The following is a 16,993-nucleotide window of genomic DNA, read 5'->3' on the forward strand; positions in this document are numbered from 1 at the left end:
GGGAGGGAGGGGAGTTGGCGGGGTGAGTGGCTTTCAGGTGACGGGGTGTCCGAGGGTGAGGGCGGCTTTGCGGAAGCGGTCGAGTTTGTCGGCGGGGACGGAAAGGCGGGTGGCGAGCGCGCGGATGCGCCGGTCGCTGGCCAGCAGTGCGCAGGTGGCTGTGTCCGCGCACTCGATGAGGTGGACGGGTCCGAGATCGCGGGCTGCGCTGACGCGCCGCTCGGCGTCGGCCAGGAGCGTGGCGACTGTGTCCGGTAGGGCGGTGGCGGCGTGGTCGAGGTAGGTGCGTAGTTCGGCGAGGTTGCGTCCGGCGTGCACGGCGGCCAGCAGCGAGGCGGGGCTCAGGGCCCAGGTCCGGTCGCCGGTGCGGGTGGCGAAGGCGTTTAGGAGCAGGGCCTGGGCCGGGGGGAGGCCGTCGAGGGCGACCAGGTCGTGGTTGGCGAGGACCTTCAGCCCTGTGGCGCCCCCGGCGGTGGCCGGTTCGGGGGCCGGCCCGGGGAGGTAGGTGGGGGTCTGGCCGGTGGCGTAGGCGCCGAGAGGGGTCAGGCGGATCGCGCGCAGGCCGTCGTAGCGGCTGAGCCGCTCCAGCCAGTCGCCGCCCCAGTTGTGCCGGTAGTCGTCGCGCGCCCCGGCAGGGTCCACGTACTCGACGTCGATCAGCCCCAGGGGTGCGGCGTACTCGAACAGCACGGCCATGGTGTAGCGGCCCTGGAGCAGCGCCCAGGGGTGGTGGCCGTCGTAGCCGAGGCTGCCGTACTCGGGGTCTTCCAGGTAGAGCTTCCACAGAGCCCGTTCGGAACGTGCGACCGAGGGGTTGTGCCCCGCTGTGCGCATGGTGGTGAAGAGCTGGTCGACGGTGGTCCACTCGCCGGCGGCCAGGGCAGCCAGCGCGGCGCCGACGTGGCCGCGCCGTGGCTTGAGTGCGCTGAGCACGTTCGCGGCGCGCTGCCCTTTGACCGCTTCGACGCGGGAGAACTCGTCCAGGATCGTGCTGGAAAGCCAGCGTTGCCACAGGTGGGCCAGCACCTGGTGCGCGGGCTGGGTAAGGGCCTGCCGGCCGCGCACGGTCAGCGCGAGCTTGCCTGCGGCCAGCTGGGCCAGGCCGCCGGCCTGCAGGAGCAGGGGCCAGGCGAAGGCGGCTATCGGCTCATCGGCGTAGAAGTCGCCTGCGTCCAGTACCTGGGCCACCTGGGCGATGGTCGCGGCAGACGGGCGAACTGTCTTGGCGCTGCATTTCACCCGGCCCGCGGCGCACAGTTGCAGCAGGGTCCGCAGATCGGCCTGGGCTCGGTGTTCGGTGAGGCGGATCTGCGGGGTCTCGGTGTCGTGCGGGTGGGTCACATCGGCCCCGAGGCGAGAAGGTAGTGGTAGTTGCCCGCGCCGCGGGTGCGCTCCAAGGTGGCCAGCACCGTGCGAGCGTCGTCGCGGGGACCGTTGAGATAGAGTGACTGAGGGGCCTCGCGTTTTCCGGACAGGCTTCTGACCGTTTATTTCACGCGGCGATTCGCAACTTCTCGTACTCGGCATGGACTTCGCGTGGAGGGCGGTACCCCACCGCCGAGTGGAGGCGTTTGCGATTGTACCAGAATTCGATGTAGCGAGTGATGTCCTGCCGGGCGACCTCGCGGGTCAGGTAAGTCACCCTTGATACGCGCTCGTTCTTCAGGGCGCCGAAGAATGATTCGGCCATGGCGTTGTCGAAACAGATCCCGGTGCGGCCGGCAGATCTGCGGAGCCCGAACCGGTTTAGCGTCCTCCCGAACTCGGCTGACATGTAGTTACTTCCGCGATCCGAGTGAAATATCGCGTCGGCCGAGAGGTTCCTGTTCCGTGCCGCGTTACGGATCGCCTTGGATATCAGTGGGGTTTGGTAGTGGTCGTCCATCGCGTAACCGATGACTTCCTTCGTGCAGCAGTCGATTACCGTCGCGAGGTACAGCCAGCCTTCCCCGGTCCCGATATAAGTAATGTCACCGACGAGCTTTTCGCCGGGTGCGTCCGCGGTGAAGTTGCGGCCGACGAGGTCCGGCACTTGGCCGGCCGCGGCCTTGGTGAGGTTGAACCTCTTCGGCTGTGGCTGGCAGGACTCAAGTCCCAGCTCGCGCATCAGGCGGCGGACCAGTTCCAGGCCGACGCTGATGCCCCAGCGGTGCAGCTGGGCTTGGATGCGACGGTGGCCGTAGGTGCTGTCGGAAATGTCGAAGGCTTTCTTGATGAGCAGTTTCAGTTCCTCGCGCCGCTGTGCCGTCGCGGATTCCGGGCGGGATCGCCAGTCGTAGTAGCCGGATCTGGAGACGCCGAGTCTGCCGCACATGAACTCGACGCTGTATGCGCACTCCGCAGTGTCGAGCCGCATCTCATCGATGAACTCGTACTTGCTTGCTACCGGGGATCCTTCGCGAAGTACGCCGCGCATTTTTTCAGGAAGGAGTTTTCCATCTCCAGCTCACGGTTCCGCCGTTCGAGTTCCTTCAGGCGTACCCGCTCGTTCACCGTCAATTCTGCATCGGGAGCCGGTTCCTGCTGCTTCTGGTGCTTCTTCACCCAGCCGCGTAGCGTCTCCGAGTTCAGCTCAAGCTCCCGGGCAACTTCGGAGATCGTCTTGCTTGACCTCAACGCGATCTGGACTGCTTCCTCACGGAACTCCGGCGAGTACTTACTGGGTGGCGGCACTTCTTCCTCGTTTCCTGTTCAGGACAACCCTATTGGGTCCCTGTCCGGAAACTTCGGGGCCCCTCAGACTGTATAGCTGCCCCTGCTCGGGGCATGCCTGATCTTCGGTCGGCGGGACCGGTGGAGATCAGGTGGTGGCGGGCGTCCAGGGTCTGCCTCGCATGGCCTGGCTGAGGACGTCGAGCATGTTCTGGCCGTGACGGTCGGCGGTGGCCAGGTAGGTCCGGATCGCCGCGAAGTCCTGAGCCCCGCGCAGGGTCCGCAGGCTCCCGGACACCTTGATCCGCAGTTTCGCCATCCTGATCGTCTGCTCGGCCGGGTTGTTGTCGAAGGGCAGGTCCAGGTCGTGGACCCAGCGCAGGTAGTCGTCCCAGCGGCTGTGCAGTCGCTTGAAGAGCGCGTTGTGCTTGCACTCGGTCTTCGAGGAGCGTGCGACCGTGGCCTTGACCCCGTCGCGGACCGCCGTCCGCAGCGCCTTCAGCTCCCCGGCCTTGAGCCGGTCCGCGATCCGCTCAGCGCAGGCGGCGTGGGCAGCGTCGGCTGCCCTCTTCAGCGCCAGCAGCGCGTCGATGGACCGGTAGGCCGCGCAGCGGGCCTGTCCGGACCCGCATTCGGTGACCGCGACCAGCTCGCGCAGGGCATGCGCGGAGCACAGCGCGTGGGTGGCCTCGGTGTAGGTGTCGTACGGGGCCCAGGCGTCGTGCATGGCCACCCCGCGAAACGCGGGCAGGATCCCCGCGGCGTCGATCGCCTGGGTGCCGCGCCGCCGGTGCACGCTCAGGTGCACGAACATCCCGGTGGAGGCGGAGTGCAGCCAGTGCAGTCGGCCGGCGGTGCGGAACCTGGTCTCGTCGAAGAACGCCAACGGCGCGGCCCACCCGCCCGGCGACCAGGCGGCCGAACGTGTCCAGGGTCTTCGCGCAGCGGCGCACCCAGCCCGCCACGGTGGCCACCGCGACCGGAGCACCGAACAGGTCAGCCAGCGCGCGGGCAGTACGGTCCTTGGACAGGAACTGCCCATGCATCAGATACACCCCGACGGCGGCCAGCCGGGGCCCGTACTGCACCGGGGCGGCCCCGTCCGGAGCGAGGGCCCGGGCCTTCGTCCCGCAGGCGCACCGACCGAGAGCAGCCGGTGCTCGGTGACCCGCGGCCGTATCTCCTCGGGCAGGTCGAAGACCTGGCGGCGCTCCACCGAGACCACGGGCGCGTCGTCGAGGCCGGCCCCGCAGCCGGTGCAGGGCCCGGGCCGGTGAGTCACGGTCTCATCCGGGGTCTCGGTCTGCCGCAGCGTGGTGCCCGGCTGCCCCTTCGGACGGCCCGGGCCACGCCCGGACTTCCCGCGCAGCGACCTCGGGGCGGGCTTGGCCAGGCCGTCCGAGGACGGCGGCTTCGAGGAGTTCGAGGAGTTCTGGCCCAGCCGGGCCTCCAGATCCGCGATCCCGCGCTGCCGCCAACTCGGCGCGTACCGTGGTCAGCTCGCTCCGCAACTCAACTACCAGCGCCACGACTTCCTCATAGCTGGGGAGCAGCGCGACTGAGGACATGAGACCCAATGATCACGAAACCGGGCGTCGAGAGCAACTCGCCTACCAGTGACCAGCTATCCAGTCACGAGATAGAAAGGCATCCCCTGGTTCCCGAAGCCGATCTGCGGTAGCGCGCCGGCTGGTTCCCCCAGCACATCGGCGGCTTGTGTGAAGCCGGGGGCCGGCTCGAACCCGAGCTCGTGGGCGTAGGCGACGGCCCCGTAGACGATGGCCTGGGCCTGCTCGATGCCGATCGGCAGGGAGGGTTCCTCGAACGCGCTGTAGTCATGGTGCGGGGCTCGATCACGTTCTTGACGCCCAGGCAGTACACGTCCACCAGCACACCGGTCACCCTCACCCGGCTTGCCCGCTCCCGGCGTGCCACCAGCACCTGCGCGAACCCCGCCCCGGTTGCCTCCTCACTCGCTGAGGGATCCTGCGCCGCCCACCCAGGGCAGGCCGACAGGTCCAGCCCGCTGCTCCAGCCCGGGCTCACCCAGCAGCCCACCACCGGCCGGTCTCCCGCTTTAACCGCCTGGTCGGCTGCGGCGGCCCGCCGCACCAGCACCCCCGTCTGCCCGGGGCGAAGCCCCAACGCCCTCGCCACCTGCTTGGGACCGCTGCCGGCTGCCCGCAACGCCCGTACCCGTTCCAGCAGCTCTGTGTCATCGTCTTCGCGCACCGCGCCATTGTGCCCGACCAGCCCGAACCCCTTCGCCGCCGACCGCGGACCCCGGCGGCGCCTGGTACCGTGCCCGGGCACGACCTGGCAGGGCGTCAGCAGTCCGCCCAGCGGCGGTAGGCCTCGATCCATTGCGCGCCGCTCGGTGCGGGAGTGGGCAGGGGCAGATCCAGAAGTCCGATGGCCTGCCGCTGTCTACCGCGGGCGCAGGCCGCCACGATCCCACTCGCGGTGAGGTCGACGCCGATGACGCTCACCTCCACTCACGGGACCGTCGTGGCGAACGCATGGCCAGATGCTCCTCGACCATCGTGAACAGGCCCGACTTCCTCGTCCTCGCCGTAGGCCCTGAAAACCAACTACCCGTTTTGCGGTGTTTTGTACTGACTGGTTCGCGGTGCTCAGCGCGTGGGACCCCTATGGGCGGATGCCGTGGGTTGCCTCGTTGGGGCTGGTGCGGTCGTGTCGGACGTGGGTGACGTGACCGCACGAGTCGTGTTGACACCCCGCGTGTCCTTGACGAGGCCGGGCGCGTTGAGCAGGCGACACGACGCGTGCAACGTGTTGGCGGTCTCGATCTGTCTCTGCCCGGTGGCGGGTCGGGCCGCGCTATTACCTGGCGCACCGGCCGGGTGACGCGGCGGCCCCGGGACGTCATGGCAAAGACCCCGGGGCCGTCTTCGTGTCTGACCGTGCCGGGCCACAGCCCCGGGCTGGCATAACCGGGTCGACGGGTGCCGGTCCACGCCCCCTGGACCAGGCCTGTTGCCGAACTGTGCGGCGCTCCGCGCTCCGCGCTCTGGTCGGGCTCGGCGACTTCGCGCGCCTGGGGTGCGACACGGTCGCGGGGGCGGGACACTGCCCATGCTGGACTGGTTTTTCCGGCCCCGGCCGGGCAACAGACAAGGGGGCCTGTCATGGGCTCAAGTGGGTGATGTGCTGCGGTTCGCCGGCCCGCAGGGTCGGGATGGCCGAGCAGCGGGCGGTGGTGACCGTCGTGCTGGGCTCAGACGGGCAGCCGCCGTACCGGGTGCAGTACGAAGACGGCCGCCAGACGGAGATCTTCCCCGGCCCGGGCTGCTGTGTCGAGACCGGTGAGGCCCACCGGGTCTCCCCGCGCGGGGACTGACAGGGCGGTGCGGCATGCCGCGGCGGCTGATGTCGGTGGAGCTGACACGGACGGATATGTGATCTCGTGCCCCGGGTCGGATGTGGTCGGGCGCGGGCCAACCGAGTCGGACGCGTGGCGGGATTTCTGGGCTGCGGCGCGGGCGAGCTGGACGCCGCCGCCCACAGACGGACTGCCGGCAGCCTCGGGTGACTGGCTGCCTCCGCGCCGGTTGACCTGGCGAAGGATCCACACGATCCGGGTGCGGGACCTGTTCGGCTGACCCGCCAGGCGGCTTCCCCGGCCGATATTCCCGTGTGCCGCGGTCCACCCTGTGCTTCAGCCACAGGGCGGTCGTGCCATGTCTGCGGCCTCGGCCAGAGCGCCGGACGGGGAGGATGCCGGGGCCGGGGCCCCGACCGCAGGCCCCATATCAGACGGGTGGATGTCATCGCCTCCTTGATGCGCTTCCTCGTCTCCGGTACCCCACCATCCAAACGGTCCCAGCTCGCCGGGGCCACGGGCCCCTAGCGCTGCCGGTCCCTTCTTTCGGTGCTCTGCGCTGATCATGCCGGGTTCTGGATCACTTTCAGTGCTGGGGCCACGGAGGGTCACCGAAACCGCGATCATGAACGGTCGTGGGTGATGTTCTCCTCCAGAACCTGTGGTTCCACCAGGTCCAAGGTGTCGTGATCGAAAACGTTGTGCCTGACGGCGAGTTGGTGGCCGTGCGGGCCCGGGCGGTTGCGGAGCGGGTCGTATGTCCAGCGTGCGGGACGCTGTCGTCTCGGGTGCACAGCCGGTACGTACGGCGGCTCGCCGACAGCTCGGTCAGAGGGCGTCCGGTGCTGATCGAGTTACAGGTGCGGCGGTTCCGCTGCGGCCAACGTTTGTGCAGACAGGCGACGTTCGCCGAGCAGGTCGACGGACTGACCGTCCGGCACGGCCGACGCAGCGCCGGGCTGCAGACAGTGCTGGAGCGTGTGGCGGTGATGCTGGCCGGCCGTGCCGGTGCCCGCCTCTCCCAGACTCTGGCCGCCGGGGTGAGCAGGTCGACACTGCTGCGGTTGATCCGTCGCCTGCCGGAGCCCGAGACCTCGACACCGCGGGTGCTCGGGGTGGACGACTTCGCGCTGCGCAAGGGCCACAAGTACGGCACGATCCTGATCGACATCGAAACCCGTCAGCCCATCGACCTGCTGCCGGACCGGACGACGTCGACGGTCGCCAAGTGGCTCGCCGACCATCCCGGCATCGAGGTGATCTGTCGGGACCGCTCCACCGCCTATGCCGAGGCCGGACGGCTCGGCGCCCCGAACGCCATCCACGTCGCGGACCGATGGCACATCTGGTCGAACCTTACTGAGGCCGTCGAGAAGACAGTCGTTCAACACCGCGCTCTGCTACGTGAGCCGCACGACGCCGCCACGGCCCAGGCCGTCGCGGACACGGAGAACACGAACCTCGATCCGCCCTCTCCCAGAGGGCCGCGGACAACCGGCCGACTCTCCGACCGCATCCGGGAACAGCACGCGGCTATCCACGCTCTCCTCGAGCAGGGCATCGGACTGCGCGCGATCGCCCGCCAACAGGGGCTGGCCCGCAATACCGTCCGCCGCTTCGCCAACGCGGCAAGCGCGGACGAACTCCTGGTTGGCCGGTGGACCGGCCGAGCCAGCATTCTCGACCCCTACAAGCCTTACCTGCACCAGCGGTGGGCGGAGGGCTGCACCGTCGCCCGCCGCCTGTTCGAGGAAGTACGCGAACGTGGCTACCCCGGCGGCGAGAACGTGGTGAAGGTCTACGTGGCCAAACTCCGCGAGAACTTTCCGCACGACCCGCCCCACAAGACGCCGTCCGTGCGGAATGTGACCAGCTGGCTCACCCGCCATCCCGACCGCCTCACCGAGGACCAGACCCAGCAGCTCAAAGCGATCCTGGCTCGCTGCCCCGCGCTCGACCGCACCGCCCACCACGTCCGCACGTTTGCCGAGCTCATGAACAACCGTCAGGGCCGGGACCTGAACAAGTGGATCACGAGCGTCCGGGCCGAGGACCTGCCAGCCCTTCATACCTTCGTCACCGGTCTCGGCCAGGATCTCGATGCCGTCGTCGCCGGCCTCAGCCTTCGCTACAGCTCCGGCGCGGTCGAGGGTCAGAACAACAAGATCAAGATGTTGAAGCGGCAGATGTTCGGCCGAGCCAACTTCGACCTGCTCCGCAAACGGGTCCTCCTCACCGCGCGATGCCGTTCATGATCGCGGTTTCGGTGACCCTCCGTGGCCCTAGCACTGAAAGTGATCCAGAACCAGGATTCAGGCGTCGCCGAGACGGATGGAGCCGCCGGACTGACGAAGTCTGCACCTTCTCCTGACCGCGAGCCCCTGAGGCTTGCTTGAGCCGTGTGCGGTGAACAGCTGCTTGCACGGTTCTGAGGGGGCGGGGACGCAGCGATGCGTCCCCGCTACCCGACTGATGCGGGCCGTGATCCCCGCCCGGCGGACCGTATCGCACGAGACCCCGACCCGGTCCGCGATCACCACCCGCGGAGCGACCGCGCCGGCCGAGGTGTCCAACGCGAGCAGCACCCGCGCCCGCCTGATCATCGACGCGCTGCGGACCCCCGTCGTCGTCACGCGCTCCAAAGCCCGACGATCTTCGGCACACAACGCGACCGGATACTTCTTCTGCGAGGACACGGCACCCCTGCCCGGCCGAACGGAAGCGACAAGTGACGCTCGCTCGGCCAACTCCACCAACCAGGAAGACACTTAGTCGCGACAGCCTACTAGTGTCCTGCGCCAGAGATTCGTCGGCAGAGGCGGGCGAGGGAGTCGAGGATCTCTTCGGCTGTCTTGGTCCAGATGAACGGCTTGGGGTCTTGGTTCCAGTCATTGAGGATTTTCAGCAGTAGCTCTCAAGGGTGAGGACGGCTTTGGCTGCGGTGGTGAGCCAGGTGGGGCTGCAGCGGGCTTTGCGGAAGATCCGCCAGGTCTTCAATCGGGCCATGCCGCGCTCGACCGGGTAGCGCAGGCGGGCATGAGCCCTGTTCAGCGATAGCTGCCGGCGGTTGAGTTCTTTGCCGGGAGAACGTCGGATCGGGGTGGTGATGGTGCCGCCGGCACCGAGGTAGCCGAGGTCGGCCAGGACCGGGATACCGAGTCTGCGGCAGGTGTCGATGATCCGGTGGGTGCGGGCGGCGGTGAGGTCGTGGGTGCGACCGGGCAGCGCCTTCGAGATCCATACGATGGTGCCGTCCGGATCGGTGACGACCTGCAGGTTCACACCGTGACGCCGGTGCTTTCCCGAGTAGTCCCCGCGGCCGTCACCGACCCGGTCGCACTCCGCGAGGGTGCCGTCCACCAGCACGTATTCCGCCCGGGCCTTCACTTCACGCAGGGCCCGCGTCAGCCCCGGAGCCCGGCGCGCCAGCAGGCCCACCACGGAGCGGACATAGGCGTGCGCGGTCCCGACGCTGATGCGGAAACCAGCGGCGATCTGGGCCAGCGTGGTGTGCTGGCGCAAGTACACGAGCGCGACAACCGCACGCGCGGACGGACGGAGCTTGCACCGGCGGTCACCCTCACGAAGGACGATCAGCATCGTGACCGTCTCCACGAGGGCATGCGGGAGGTCGAGTGCGGCAGGATACGTAATCAACGGGGCTCCCCGGCAACCGAGATCGCATGTCAGATACCTCTCTCAACTGCCTGGGAGCCTCGTCCGTTGCCCTGCCAGCCATCCCCTTGCATCACTCGATCAGTGGCCACCCTGAAAACGCTCATTGACCCAGGACCGGATGTCGGCTTCGAGGGCCTGAATGTTCTTGTGTGCGCCGCGGCGGATCATCTGGTGGGCGAGGTAGCCGAACCACCGCTCGTCGGGTAGGACCGCTGCATTGCTGCAGCGGTCCCCCCTCAGAACCGGCCGTGCCCGCTTTCCGAGCAACCGGCTCAAGCAAGCCCCTTGGGCTCGCGGGCGAACAGAAGTGCTGGTCACCGGCCGGGGCCAGTGGCCAGCCGACGCTGGCAGTGGGTGTGTATCAGGCGTGAGGCGGCGGGTTTGTCCGGCTTGCCGTTGCCCGCATCGGTAGTGATCGCGTGTTTGCGGATCGCGGTGCGGGTGACCTTGAGCCACTGCTCCCACTGGTCGGGGGTTTGCGGCTCGTGGTCGGCGTGCAGCAGCAGCCCTCCGCAGAGCGGGCATCGGCCGTCTTGCATCTGCAGCAGATGCAAGGTGCCTTGCCCAGCGGGAGTTTGCCGCGGCGGCGCCGCTTGGCCCAGAAGTCGGCCAGGGCGGGATCGTCGGTTGACGCTCTCCCTGGCACCATCCGGTGCCGGACGATCGGCGTCCAGGCGAACTTGTAGAGGTAGAAACCGCTGGTGCGGTCCCCGAATACCCATGTGTCCTGCCTGAACGGGTTGAACATGCCGAAGTACCGGGCGGTCACCCAGCGCATCGGCTTGTTCGGGTGGGAGAACTTGGCCCACTTGTAGACCAGTCTCCACACGTAGGCGTCCAGCGAGTTGAACGCCCGCTTGGACACCCCGATCCGGTAGTAAGCGACCCAGCCCTTGATGATCGGGTTGAGCTTGGCGATCACCGCGTCGGCGTTGGCCCCTCGCAGGGCCAGCACTTCGGCGGCAAGCCGTTCCCGGATCCGCCGCAGGGCCGCGTTGCTCGGCTTGGTCAGCAACTTTCCGCGATAGCGTCGGATGTTGAACCCCAGGAAGTCGCAGCCCTCATCGAGGTGGACAATGCGCGTCTTGTCCTCATTGAAAGCCAGCCCCCGGGGCGCGAGCCACGCGGCCAGCCGAGCCTTGACCTGCTCGGCCTGTTCCCGAGAATGACACAGGGCGAGAAGGTCGTCGGCGTAGACGACCAGAACCGGAGAATCGCGCGCCAGAATCGTGGCATCACTGCCGAGAGCCTGGTAGCGGACTCCAGCGGCCTTTCCCATTCCGTGCAAGGCGATGTTCAACAACGCGGGACTGATCACCCCGCCCTGGGGAGTTCCCTCCACCGTCGGGGTGAACCAACCTTTCTCGACCACACCGGCCTTCAGCCATCCGGCAACCATTCCCCTCGCGGGAAAGTCCCCCAATGACGCGAGCAGGTGATCGTGGTCGATTCGGTCGAATGCCGCTTTCAAGTCAGCGTCGAGCACCCACAGGCGTTTAGCATTCTTGCCGCTCGCCGTCGTGTGGATGGCAACGATCGCGTCATGGCAGCCGCGACCGGGGCGAAATCCGTAGACCTTCGGTTCCAGCCGTGCCTCCCACTCGGGCTCCAGTGCATTCAGCGTCAGAGCTTGTAGGCATCTGTCTGCGATCACGGGAATTCCGAGTGGGCGCTGTTTCCCATTCGCCTTGGCTATATACACCCGCTTGACGGGCTTGGGCTTCCACGGGGCCGCGTCATGCTGGACCCAGTCGGCCAAATCGGCCTTTCCCTGGGGCAGCAGGACGACTTTCCCGTCGATGCCCGCCGTCTTGCGGCCATCGTTGACCTCCGTGACCCGCCGCACACTCGCGAGTGTGTTGGCGCGGGAGCGGAGCATCAACTTCTGCAGGTTCCGGACCTTGGCCAGGTCTCCTGCCTGCGATGCCGTAAAGATGCGTTGCCGCAGACGCCGTACGTCGTCCTCGACCTTCCGCCAGTCGATCGACGGCCAGTCGGTGATCTCGTCCTCCGGTCCGTTCGCCATGCCGGCTGCGGTCGCAGCGGCTTGCGCCGCCCCAGCCACGTGTGTCGTCACGGCGTCCAACTTGCCCTTCGGTTCAGGTGTCTTTGGTCATCGTTTCTTCACGGGCTCACCAGACCCACGTCAGCACCTTTTCAGGTCGAGGCATCGGCCCCTATCCGGCCAGTTATGCGGGAACCGCCGACGGAGGTGTCGGCATATGGTTCCCGGTTTCCTGCTGCCTTTCGGCGACCGGCATTCGCTTGTTGGGTCTTCCTGCATCCGCTGGAGAGTTGGGCCTTCCTCGCGGTTGGCTTACCAGGCCAGAACTGCATTGCCTGGACTCCATCGGGGTTGTCACGTTCCGCATGAGAGAGATGCTGCCGGGGAGGGCGCCCTCTGCACCCCGGGGACGGCGGTGCACTCCCGACCGGTCAAGTATCTCCAGTCGGCGCCTGCCGCTTTCCAACGGCCAGTCCCTATCTCCCGCTGAAACAACCCATCGGCGAGAGTGATCATGACGAGGCATCATCAAGGGTTCATTCGCATTCACCCGTCCGGCATTTCCCAGCCTGTAACCCCCGGATGGAACGAGGATCCTTGGGCATTTCCTCAGGCTTCGCACCCCGCGATTACTCGCAACGCACGCTGAGGCGGGAACGAGCCTTGCACACTGGCTCGGGTCCTACACCTTCGACATCGGCCGAACCTCCTTGGTGATTACCACTCTTCTCAAGCGACTTCGTGTCGCACGACCTGGTTGATCCAGGAAGAGCCGGTCGGGGTGAAGTGCAGCTCGAACCGCGGGTGCTTGGCCAGCCAGGCCTTGATCGCCGGGGTCTTGTGGGTGCCGTAGTTGTCCACGATCAGGTGGATCTGCAGGTGCGCGGGCACCGCCTTGTCGATCCGGATCAGGAACTTCTTGAACTCCACGGCCCGGTGCCGGCGGTGCAGGGCGGTGATGACCTCACCGGTGGCGACGTCGAAGGCAGCGAAGATGGTGGTCAGGCCGTTGCGGACGTAGTCGTGGGTGCGCCGCTCGGGCATGCCCGGCATTATCGGCAGCACCGGCTGGGACCGGTCCAGGGCCTGGATCTGCGACTTCTCGTCCACCGAGAGCACCACCGCACCCTCGGGCGGGTTGAAGTACAACCCCACGACGTCATAGACCTTCTCCACGAACAGCGGGTCCGTCGACAGCTTGAACGTGTCCGCCAGATGCGGCTTGAGCTGGAACTGCCGCCAGATCCGGCCGACGGTCGACTTGGACAGGCCGCTGTGCTGGGCCATCGATGTCCGCGACCAGTGGGTGGCGTTCTTCGGGAGCTGTTCCAGCGTGGTGACCACCACCGCTTCCACCTGGTCGACGCTGATGGTGGGCGGCCGGCCCGGTCGGGGCTCGTCGACCAGTCCGTCCAGTCGCTGGGTGAGGAAGCGTCGCCGCCACTTGCGGACCGTGTCCGCGGTCACCCGCAGATACCGGGCGACCGCGACGATCGGCGGGATTTCCGGCCCCGCGCATGCCAGCACGATCCGTGCCCGCAGGGCCAGGGCCTGGGCCGATGTCGCCCGGCGCGTCCACCGCTCCAACTCTGCCCGCTCGTCATCAGACAGCAGCAACGGCTCGAGTTTCGGGCCCCGACGAGGAACTGACGCACCAGCAGTAGAAGTCACACCACTACTAACGAGCAACTACTGGCGCAGGACACTAGTAGGGCTTGGTCAGGTCGGTTGTGGTGGTGCGTGTCCTTTGGGCCCGGTGTGGCGTTGAGTGTGTGTGACTCCGGACGAGATTGCTGTGGTGCGTGGTGAGTTGGAGGCGTTTGCGGCGGAGGTGTTCGAGCCGTTCGCGCGCAAGGATCAGCGCCGGTGGGGGCAGGTTTATCTGCGGGGGCTGCTGACCGACGGACAGCGTAAGTCGGTCGAGCCGATGGCCGCCCGGCTCGGCCAGGACGGCAATCGTCAGGCGCTGGCCAACTTCATCACCACCAGTCCCTGGGACCCGGCACGTATCCGGGCCCAGCTCGCCTGGCGGATGGAGGAGGCGATCGGACCCGAGGCCCTGGTCTTCGACGACACCGGGTTTTTGAAGGACGGCCAAGCCTCGGCGTGTGTGTCGCGGCAGTACACCGGAACGGCGGGAAAGGTCACCAACTGCCAGGTCGGCGTCTCGCTCCATTTGGCCTCCGACCACGCCTCGGCGGCGGTCAACTGGCGGCTGTTTGTGCCCCAGAGCTGGGATCCGGCCTCGCCGAAGGCCGATGCGGGCAAGGTCGCCCGCCGTGCCGCCTGCCGGATCCCGGACGATGTGGGGCATGTGGAGAAGTGGCAGCTGGCCCTGGACATGCTCGATGAGACCCGCTCCTGGGGACTCGACGTGCCGCTGGCCGTCGCGGACGCCGGATACGGTGATGCCGCCGCGTTCCGGCACGGAGTGCAGGCCCGCGGCCTGAACTATGTAGTGGGGATCTCCAGCACGCTGTCGGCCCAGAGCGCCGACGCGGTGGCGGTGGCTGAGCCGTACTCCGGCAGCGGACGCCCGCCGGTGGCGAAGTATCCCGACACGGCGCGGTCGGTGAAGGAGCTGGTCATCGCGGCGGGCCGGAAGGCAGCCAGGCCGGTGCAGTGGCGGGAGGGCTCCCGGCCCGGCGCCGGCCCCTCGGGCCGCAAGCGGATGTACTCCCGCTTCGTGGCCCTGCGGATCCGGCCCGCCGGACGCGAGGTCCGCCAGCACACCGACGGCCCGGAACTGCCCGTGTGCTGGCTGCTGGCCGAATGGCCCGCCGACGCGAGCGAGCCGGTGCAGTACTGGCTCTCCGACCTGCCCTCCGGCATGCCTTTGACCACACTGGTCCGCCTCGCCAAACTCCGCTGGCGCATCGAGCATGACTACCGGGAGATGAAACAGGCCCTGGGACTTGCCCACTTCGAGGGCCGCACCTGGAACGGATGGCACCACCACGTCACCCTCGTCTCCGCCGCGCACGCCTTCTGCACCCTGCAACGACTGGCCCGCGCCCCAAAAGACGCGGCGCCGGCCTGAGCCTCTACCAGATCGTCCGCGAGCTACAGACACTCCTCGCCCTCTTGACCGGCGCCTGCCCCACCTGCCACCACGGCATACCCACACCACTACGAACCTGACCAAGCCCTACTAGTGCTGGATTCCGCTTTGGTTGGGTATATGTCTTGGTGGCGGGGTAGTTGATGGTGCTCGGGGGCGGGTGCTGGGCATGGTGTTATGGGCACGGCCGGGCTGTGACGAGGACGAACGGGCAGTTGTCCGTCGGTTGTCGCGGGCGCGGAAGGCGCCGCGGGATGTGGTGATGCGGGCCCGGATGATCGACCTGAGCTGGTCGGGGCTGCGGGTGCCGGCGATCGCGGTGGAGCTGGGCTGCAGCGAGAAAACGGTCCGCTGCTGGCTGCACCGCTTCAACCGCTCCGGGCTGGAGGGGCTGGATGATCTGGGCGGGCAGGGCCGCAAGCGGCGGATCACCGAGGCCGAGCGATCCCGGATCATCGCTCTGGTCAAACAGGTGCCGCCGGGCCGGCTGCGGTGGGAGCCGGGCGGGGAACTGTGGGCGGCCGACGAAGCCGGGCCGGCCGAGTGGACGCTGGACTCCCTGGCCGCCCAGGCCCGGCAGCTGGGTATCGAGGTCGGCCGCTCCCAGGTGCGCAGGATCCTGGTTGCCGAGGGGGTGCGCTGGCGCCGTACCCGATCCTGGACCCGTTCAAAGGACCCGGACTTCGCGGGAAAAGGACGCGGATCATCGGCCTCTACACCCAGCCACCCGACGGCGCGACGGTGATCTGCGCTGACGAACTGGGGCCGGTGATCCCCCGCACTTTTCCGCCCGCACCGGGCTGGTCACCCGACGGGCACCGGATCAAGTCCGAGCTCGACTCCGGCCGCGGGCCAGAAAAGACCTGGGTCTACGGGGCTTTACGCATCCGGGACGGCCAGCAGATCACCATGGCCGCATCCTCCCGCAACAGCGTCTTCTACCAGCAATTCCTTCAACTGGTCGAGGACGCCAATCCGGCCTCGAGGACGCCAATCCGGCCGGTGAGATCTGGATCGTCACCGACAACCTGTCCTCCCACAACAGCCTGTCCACCCGGACCTGGCTGGAGGACCACCCCCGCATCCACCACGCGTTCATCCCGGTCGGCGCCTGCTGGCTGAACCTGCAGGAAGGCTGGTGGCGGATCTTCCGCAAGACCGCCCTGGCCGGACGGTCCTTCGCCAACCCCGACGACATCACCCAGGCCACAGCCGTAGCCACCCGGCAACTCAACGCCCGAGCCCGCCCCTGGATCTGGGGCCGGCCAGCCCCGCCCACCCGCCAACTACGACGCCGATATGCGTACATCCAATGAGGAATGCAGCACTACGCCGCGCTGCGCGAGCTCCTGGCCGACGACGCTGAGACCGGTCAGACCGAGGTACTGCCCGACGTCACCGTCTACAGCGTGGACATCGGGAAATGGCTCGCCAAGCAGCGGAAGCCCGCTGCCTGAGCAACCCTGACGGACGGGCAGCGTAAGCGCCTGAAACAACCCGGCATCACGACGCCACCCCGGAGCCGAAAACGGCGGTGAAGCCGTCCACGGCGACCATGAGCGCCTTCGAGAAGGGCGTTGCCGCCCTCGCGCAGTACAAGGCCCGCACCGGCGCCGTGACCGTCCCCACAGCCCACGCAGAGACATTGCCGGACGGGTCGGAGGTCAAGCTCGGGGTGTTCCTGTCGAACACGAAGTCAAGGCGCGCCAAGCTCACACAGACAAGCTCGCTGCTCTCAGCGCCCTCAGACTCGACTGGGCGGAGACGTAACGCTGCCACGAGAAGGAGCGGCCCCGGCCACATTGCGCCCCGTCACGGGGACCGGGGCCCATCCCGCGCACTCCCTACCGGCACGGGCCGAAGCCGAGCGTAGCCCCGTCCAAGCGAGAGGCGGAAAGCTGACCCAAGTACGCATGCAGGGTCTTTACGGCTGAATCCAATCGCCACACGGCTGACCGTGCCGGTTCCGTCCTGACCAACCGCCAAGAACGCCCCCAGCCGCAGACCAGACCATGACTACAGATGAAGTAGCGATCACTCACCCAAAAGACGGAACCCCATGATCATCTGGGATGGACACAACAGGTTACCCCCGCAGTGTCAGGCGCGGGGTTGTCCCGGCAGGGGCCGGGACAACCCCGCAGCCCCAACAACAACGAACAAGCCAGCTGGCTTCAGACGCAGAAGCAGCACTCGTGTGCTTGGTCATCTGAAGGACTGGAAGATCACCAGACCAGTGGGTAAGGGCGCGACA

15 protein-coding genes and 1 pseudogene are annotated in these 16,993 nt (G+C 67.6%); 8 read left to right on the forward strand and 8 right to left on the reverse strand.

What is annotated here, in order from left to right:
• Nucleotides 1–33: 33 nt before the first annotated feature.
• The 4 genes from OG985_RS00925 to OG985_RS00940 form a co-directional block, all read right to left on the reverse strand.
• Nucleotides 34–1,341 (reverse strand): helicase-associated domain-containing protein, encoded by a 1,308-nt coding sequence (locus OG985_RS00925; protein ID WP_371666477.1) that lies wholly within the window; start codon nt 1,339–1,341, stop codon nt 34–36.
• A gap of 151 nt (nt 1,342–1,492) precedes the next feature.
• A protein-coding gene (locus tag OG985_RS00930) for an IS3 family transposase (RefSeq protein ID WP_371666478.1) occupies nt 1,493–2,673 on the reverse strand; the annotation gives its coding sequence in 2 pieces (ribosomal slippage) (nt 1,493–2,409 and nt 2,409–2,673; 1,182 coding nt in all).
• Nucleotides 2,674–2,800: 127 nt separating this feature from the next.
• Nucleotides 2,801–3,538 carry a transposase gene (locus tag OG985_RS00935; RefSeq protein WP_371666479.1) on the reverse strand — a complete coding sequence of 246 codons (738 nt, stop codon included), beginning with the start codon at nt 3,536–3,538 and terminating at the stop codon, nt 2,801–2,803.
• A gap of 159 nt (nt 3,539–3,697) precedes the next feature.
• Nucleotides 3,698–4,114 (reverse strand): DUF6444 domain-containing protein, encoded by a 417-nt coding sequence (locus tag OG985_RS00940; protein WP_371674207.1) that lies wholly within the window; start codon nt 4,112–4,114, stop codon nt 3,698–3,700.
• On the opposite strand from OG985_RS00940, the gene OG985_RS00945 reads away from it, so the two are divergent.
• The gene (locus OG985_RS00945; protein ID WP_371666480.1) at nt 4,038–4,214 is read left to right on the forward strand and encodes a hypothetical protein; all 177 of its coding nucleotides are present in this window, start codon (nt 4,038–4,040) and stop codon (nt 4,212–4,214) included. The genes OG985_RS00940 and OG985_RS00945 overlap by 77 nt on opposite strands.
• 765 nt (nt 4,215–4,979) lie before the next feature.
• Here OG985_RS00945 and OG985_RS00950 read toward each other — a convergent pair.
• The gene (locus OG985_RS00950; RefSeq protein ID WP_371666481.1) at nt 4,980–5,147 is read right to left on the reverse strand and encodes a hypothetical protein; all 168 of its coding nucleotides are present in this window, start codon (nt 5,145–5,147) and stop codon (nt 4,980–4,982) included.
• Nucleotides 5,148–5,851: 704 nt separating this feature from the next.
• Between OG985_RS00950 and OG985_RS00955 the strand changes: the two genes are divergently transcribed.
• The 3 genes from OG985_RS00955 to OG985_RS00965 all read left to right on the forward strand — a co-directional run bounded on the left by OG985_RS00955 (nt 5,852) and on the right by OG985_RS00965 (nt 8,767).
• On the forward strand, nt 5,852–6,013 hold the full coding sequence (locus OG985_RS00955) for a DUF1918 domain-containing protein (protein WP_371666482.1): 162 nt from the start codon (nt 5,852–5,854) through the stop codon (nt 6,011–6,013).
• A 617-nt stretch (nt 6,014–6,630) separates the two neighbouring features.
• Entirely contained in the window at nt 6,631–8,250 is a 1,620-nt protein-coding gene (locus OG985_RS00960) for an ISL3 family transposase (protein WP_371666483.1), read from the forward strand.
• A gap of 217 nt (nt 8,251–8,467) precedes the next feature.
• On the forward strand, nt 8,468–8,767 hold the full coding sequence (locus tag OG985_RS00965; protein WP_371666484.1) for a hypothetical protein: 300 nt from the start codon (nt 8,468–8,470) through the stop codon (nt 8,765–8,767).
• Nucleotides 8,768–8,896: 129 nt separating this feature from the next.
• Here OG985_RS00965 and OG985_RS00970 read toward each other — a convergent pair whose 3' ends face one another.
• The 3 genes and pseudogenes from OG985_RS00970 to OG985_RS00980 all read right to left on the reverse strand — a co-directional run.
• Entirely contained in the window at nt 8,897–9,652 is a 756-nt protein-coding gene (locus OG985_RS00970; RefSeq protein WP_371666485.1) for a transposase family protein, read from the reverse strand.
• A 382-nt stretch (nt 9,653–10,034) separates the two neighbouring features.
• A complete protein-coding gene (ltrA, locus tag OG985_RS00975) occupies nt 10,035–11,750 on the reverse strand; it encodes a group II intron reverse transcriptase/maturase (RefSeq protein WP_371666486.1) in 1,716 nt (571 codons plus the stop codon).
• 672 nt (nt 11,751–12,422) lie between these two features.
• Nucleotides 12,423–13,349: pseudogene (locus OG985_RS00980) on the reverse strand (IS630 family transposase); the annotation flags it as partial.
• Nucleotides 13,350–13,452: 103 nt separating this feature from the next.
• On the opposite strand from OG985_RS00980, the gene OG985_RS00985 reads away from it, so the two are divergent.
• The 4 genes from OG985_RS00985 to OG985_RS01000 all read left to right on the forward strand — a co-directional run bounded on the left by OG985_RS00985 (nt 13,453) and on the right by OG985_RS01000 (nt 16,196).
• A complete protein-coding gene (locus OG985_RS00985) occupies nt 13,453–14,718 on the forward strand; it encodes an IS701 family transposase (RefSeq protein ID WP_371666487.1) in 1,266 nt (421 codons plus the stop codon).
• Nucleotides 14,719–15,001: 283 nt separating this feature from the next.
• Nucleotides 15,002–15,484 carry a transposase gene (locus tag OG985_RS00990; protein WP_371666488.1) on the forward strand — a complete coding sequence of 161 codons (483 nt, stop codon included), beginning with the start codon at nt 15,002–15,004 and terminating at the stop codon, nt 15,482–15,484.
• A gap of 301 nt (nt 15,485–15,785) precedes the next feature.
• On the forward strand, nt 15,786–16,055 hold the full coding sequence (locus OG985_RS00995) for a hypothetical protein (protein ID WP_371674208.1): 270 nt from the start codon (nt 15,786–15,788) through the stop codon (nt 16,053–16,055).
• Nucleotides 16,056–16,058: 3 nt separating this feature from the next.
• Nucleotides 16,059–16,196 (forward strand): hypothetical protein, encoded by a 138-nt coding sequence (locus OG985_RS01000; RefSeq protein ID WP_371666489.1) that lies wholly within the window; start codon nt 16,059–16,061, stop codon nt 16,194–16,196.
• The last annotated feature ends 797 nt before the right edge of the window (nt 16,197–16,993 follow it).

It is taken from the genome of Streptomyces sp. NBC_00289 (genome assembly GCF_041435115.1).
Classification (GTDB): Bacteria; Actinomycetota; Actinomycetes; order Streptomycetales; family Streptomycetaceae; genus Streptomyces.

Excerpts from the sequence above, each read along its gene's own strand:
- OG985_RS00955 (WP_371666482.1), top strand. The coding sequence starts at position 5,852 with ATGGCCGAGCAGCGGGCGGTGGTGACCGTCGTGCTGGGCTCAGACGGG.
- OG985_RS00965 (WP_371666484.1), top strand. The coding sequence starts at position 8,468 with ATGCGGGCCGTGATCCCCGCCCGGCGGACCGTATCGCACGAGACCCCG.
- OG985_RS00990 (WP_371666488.1), top strand. The coding sequence starts at position 15,002 with ATGCGGGCCCGGATGATCGACCTGAGCTGGTCGGGGCTGCGGGTGCCG.
- OG985_RS01000 (WP_371666489.1), top strand. The coding sequence starts at position 16,059 with ATGCAGCACTACGCCGCGCTGCGCGAGCTCCTGGCCGACGACGCTGAG.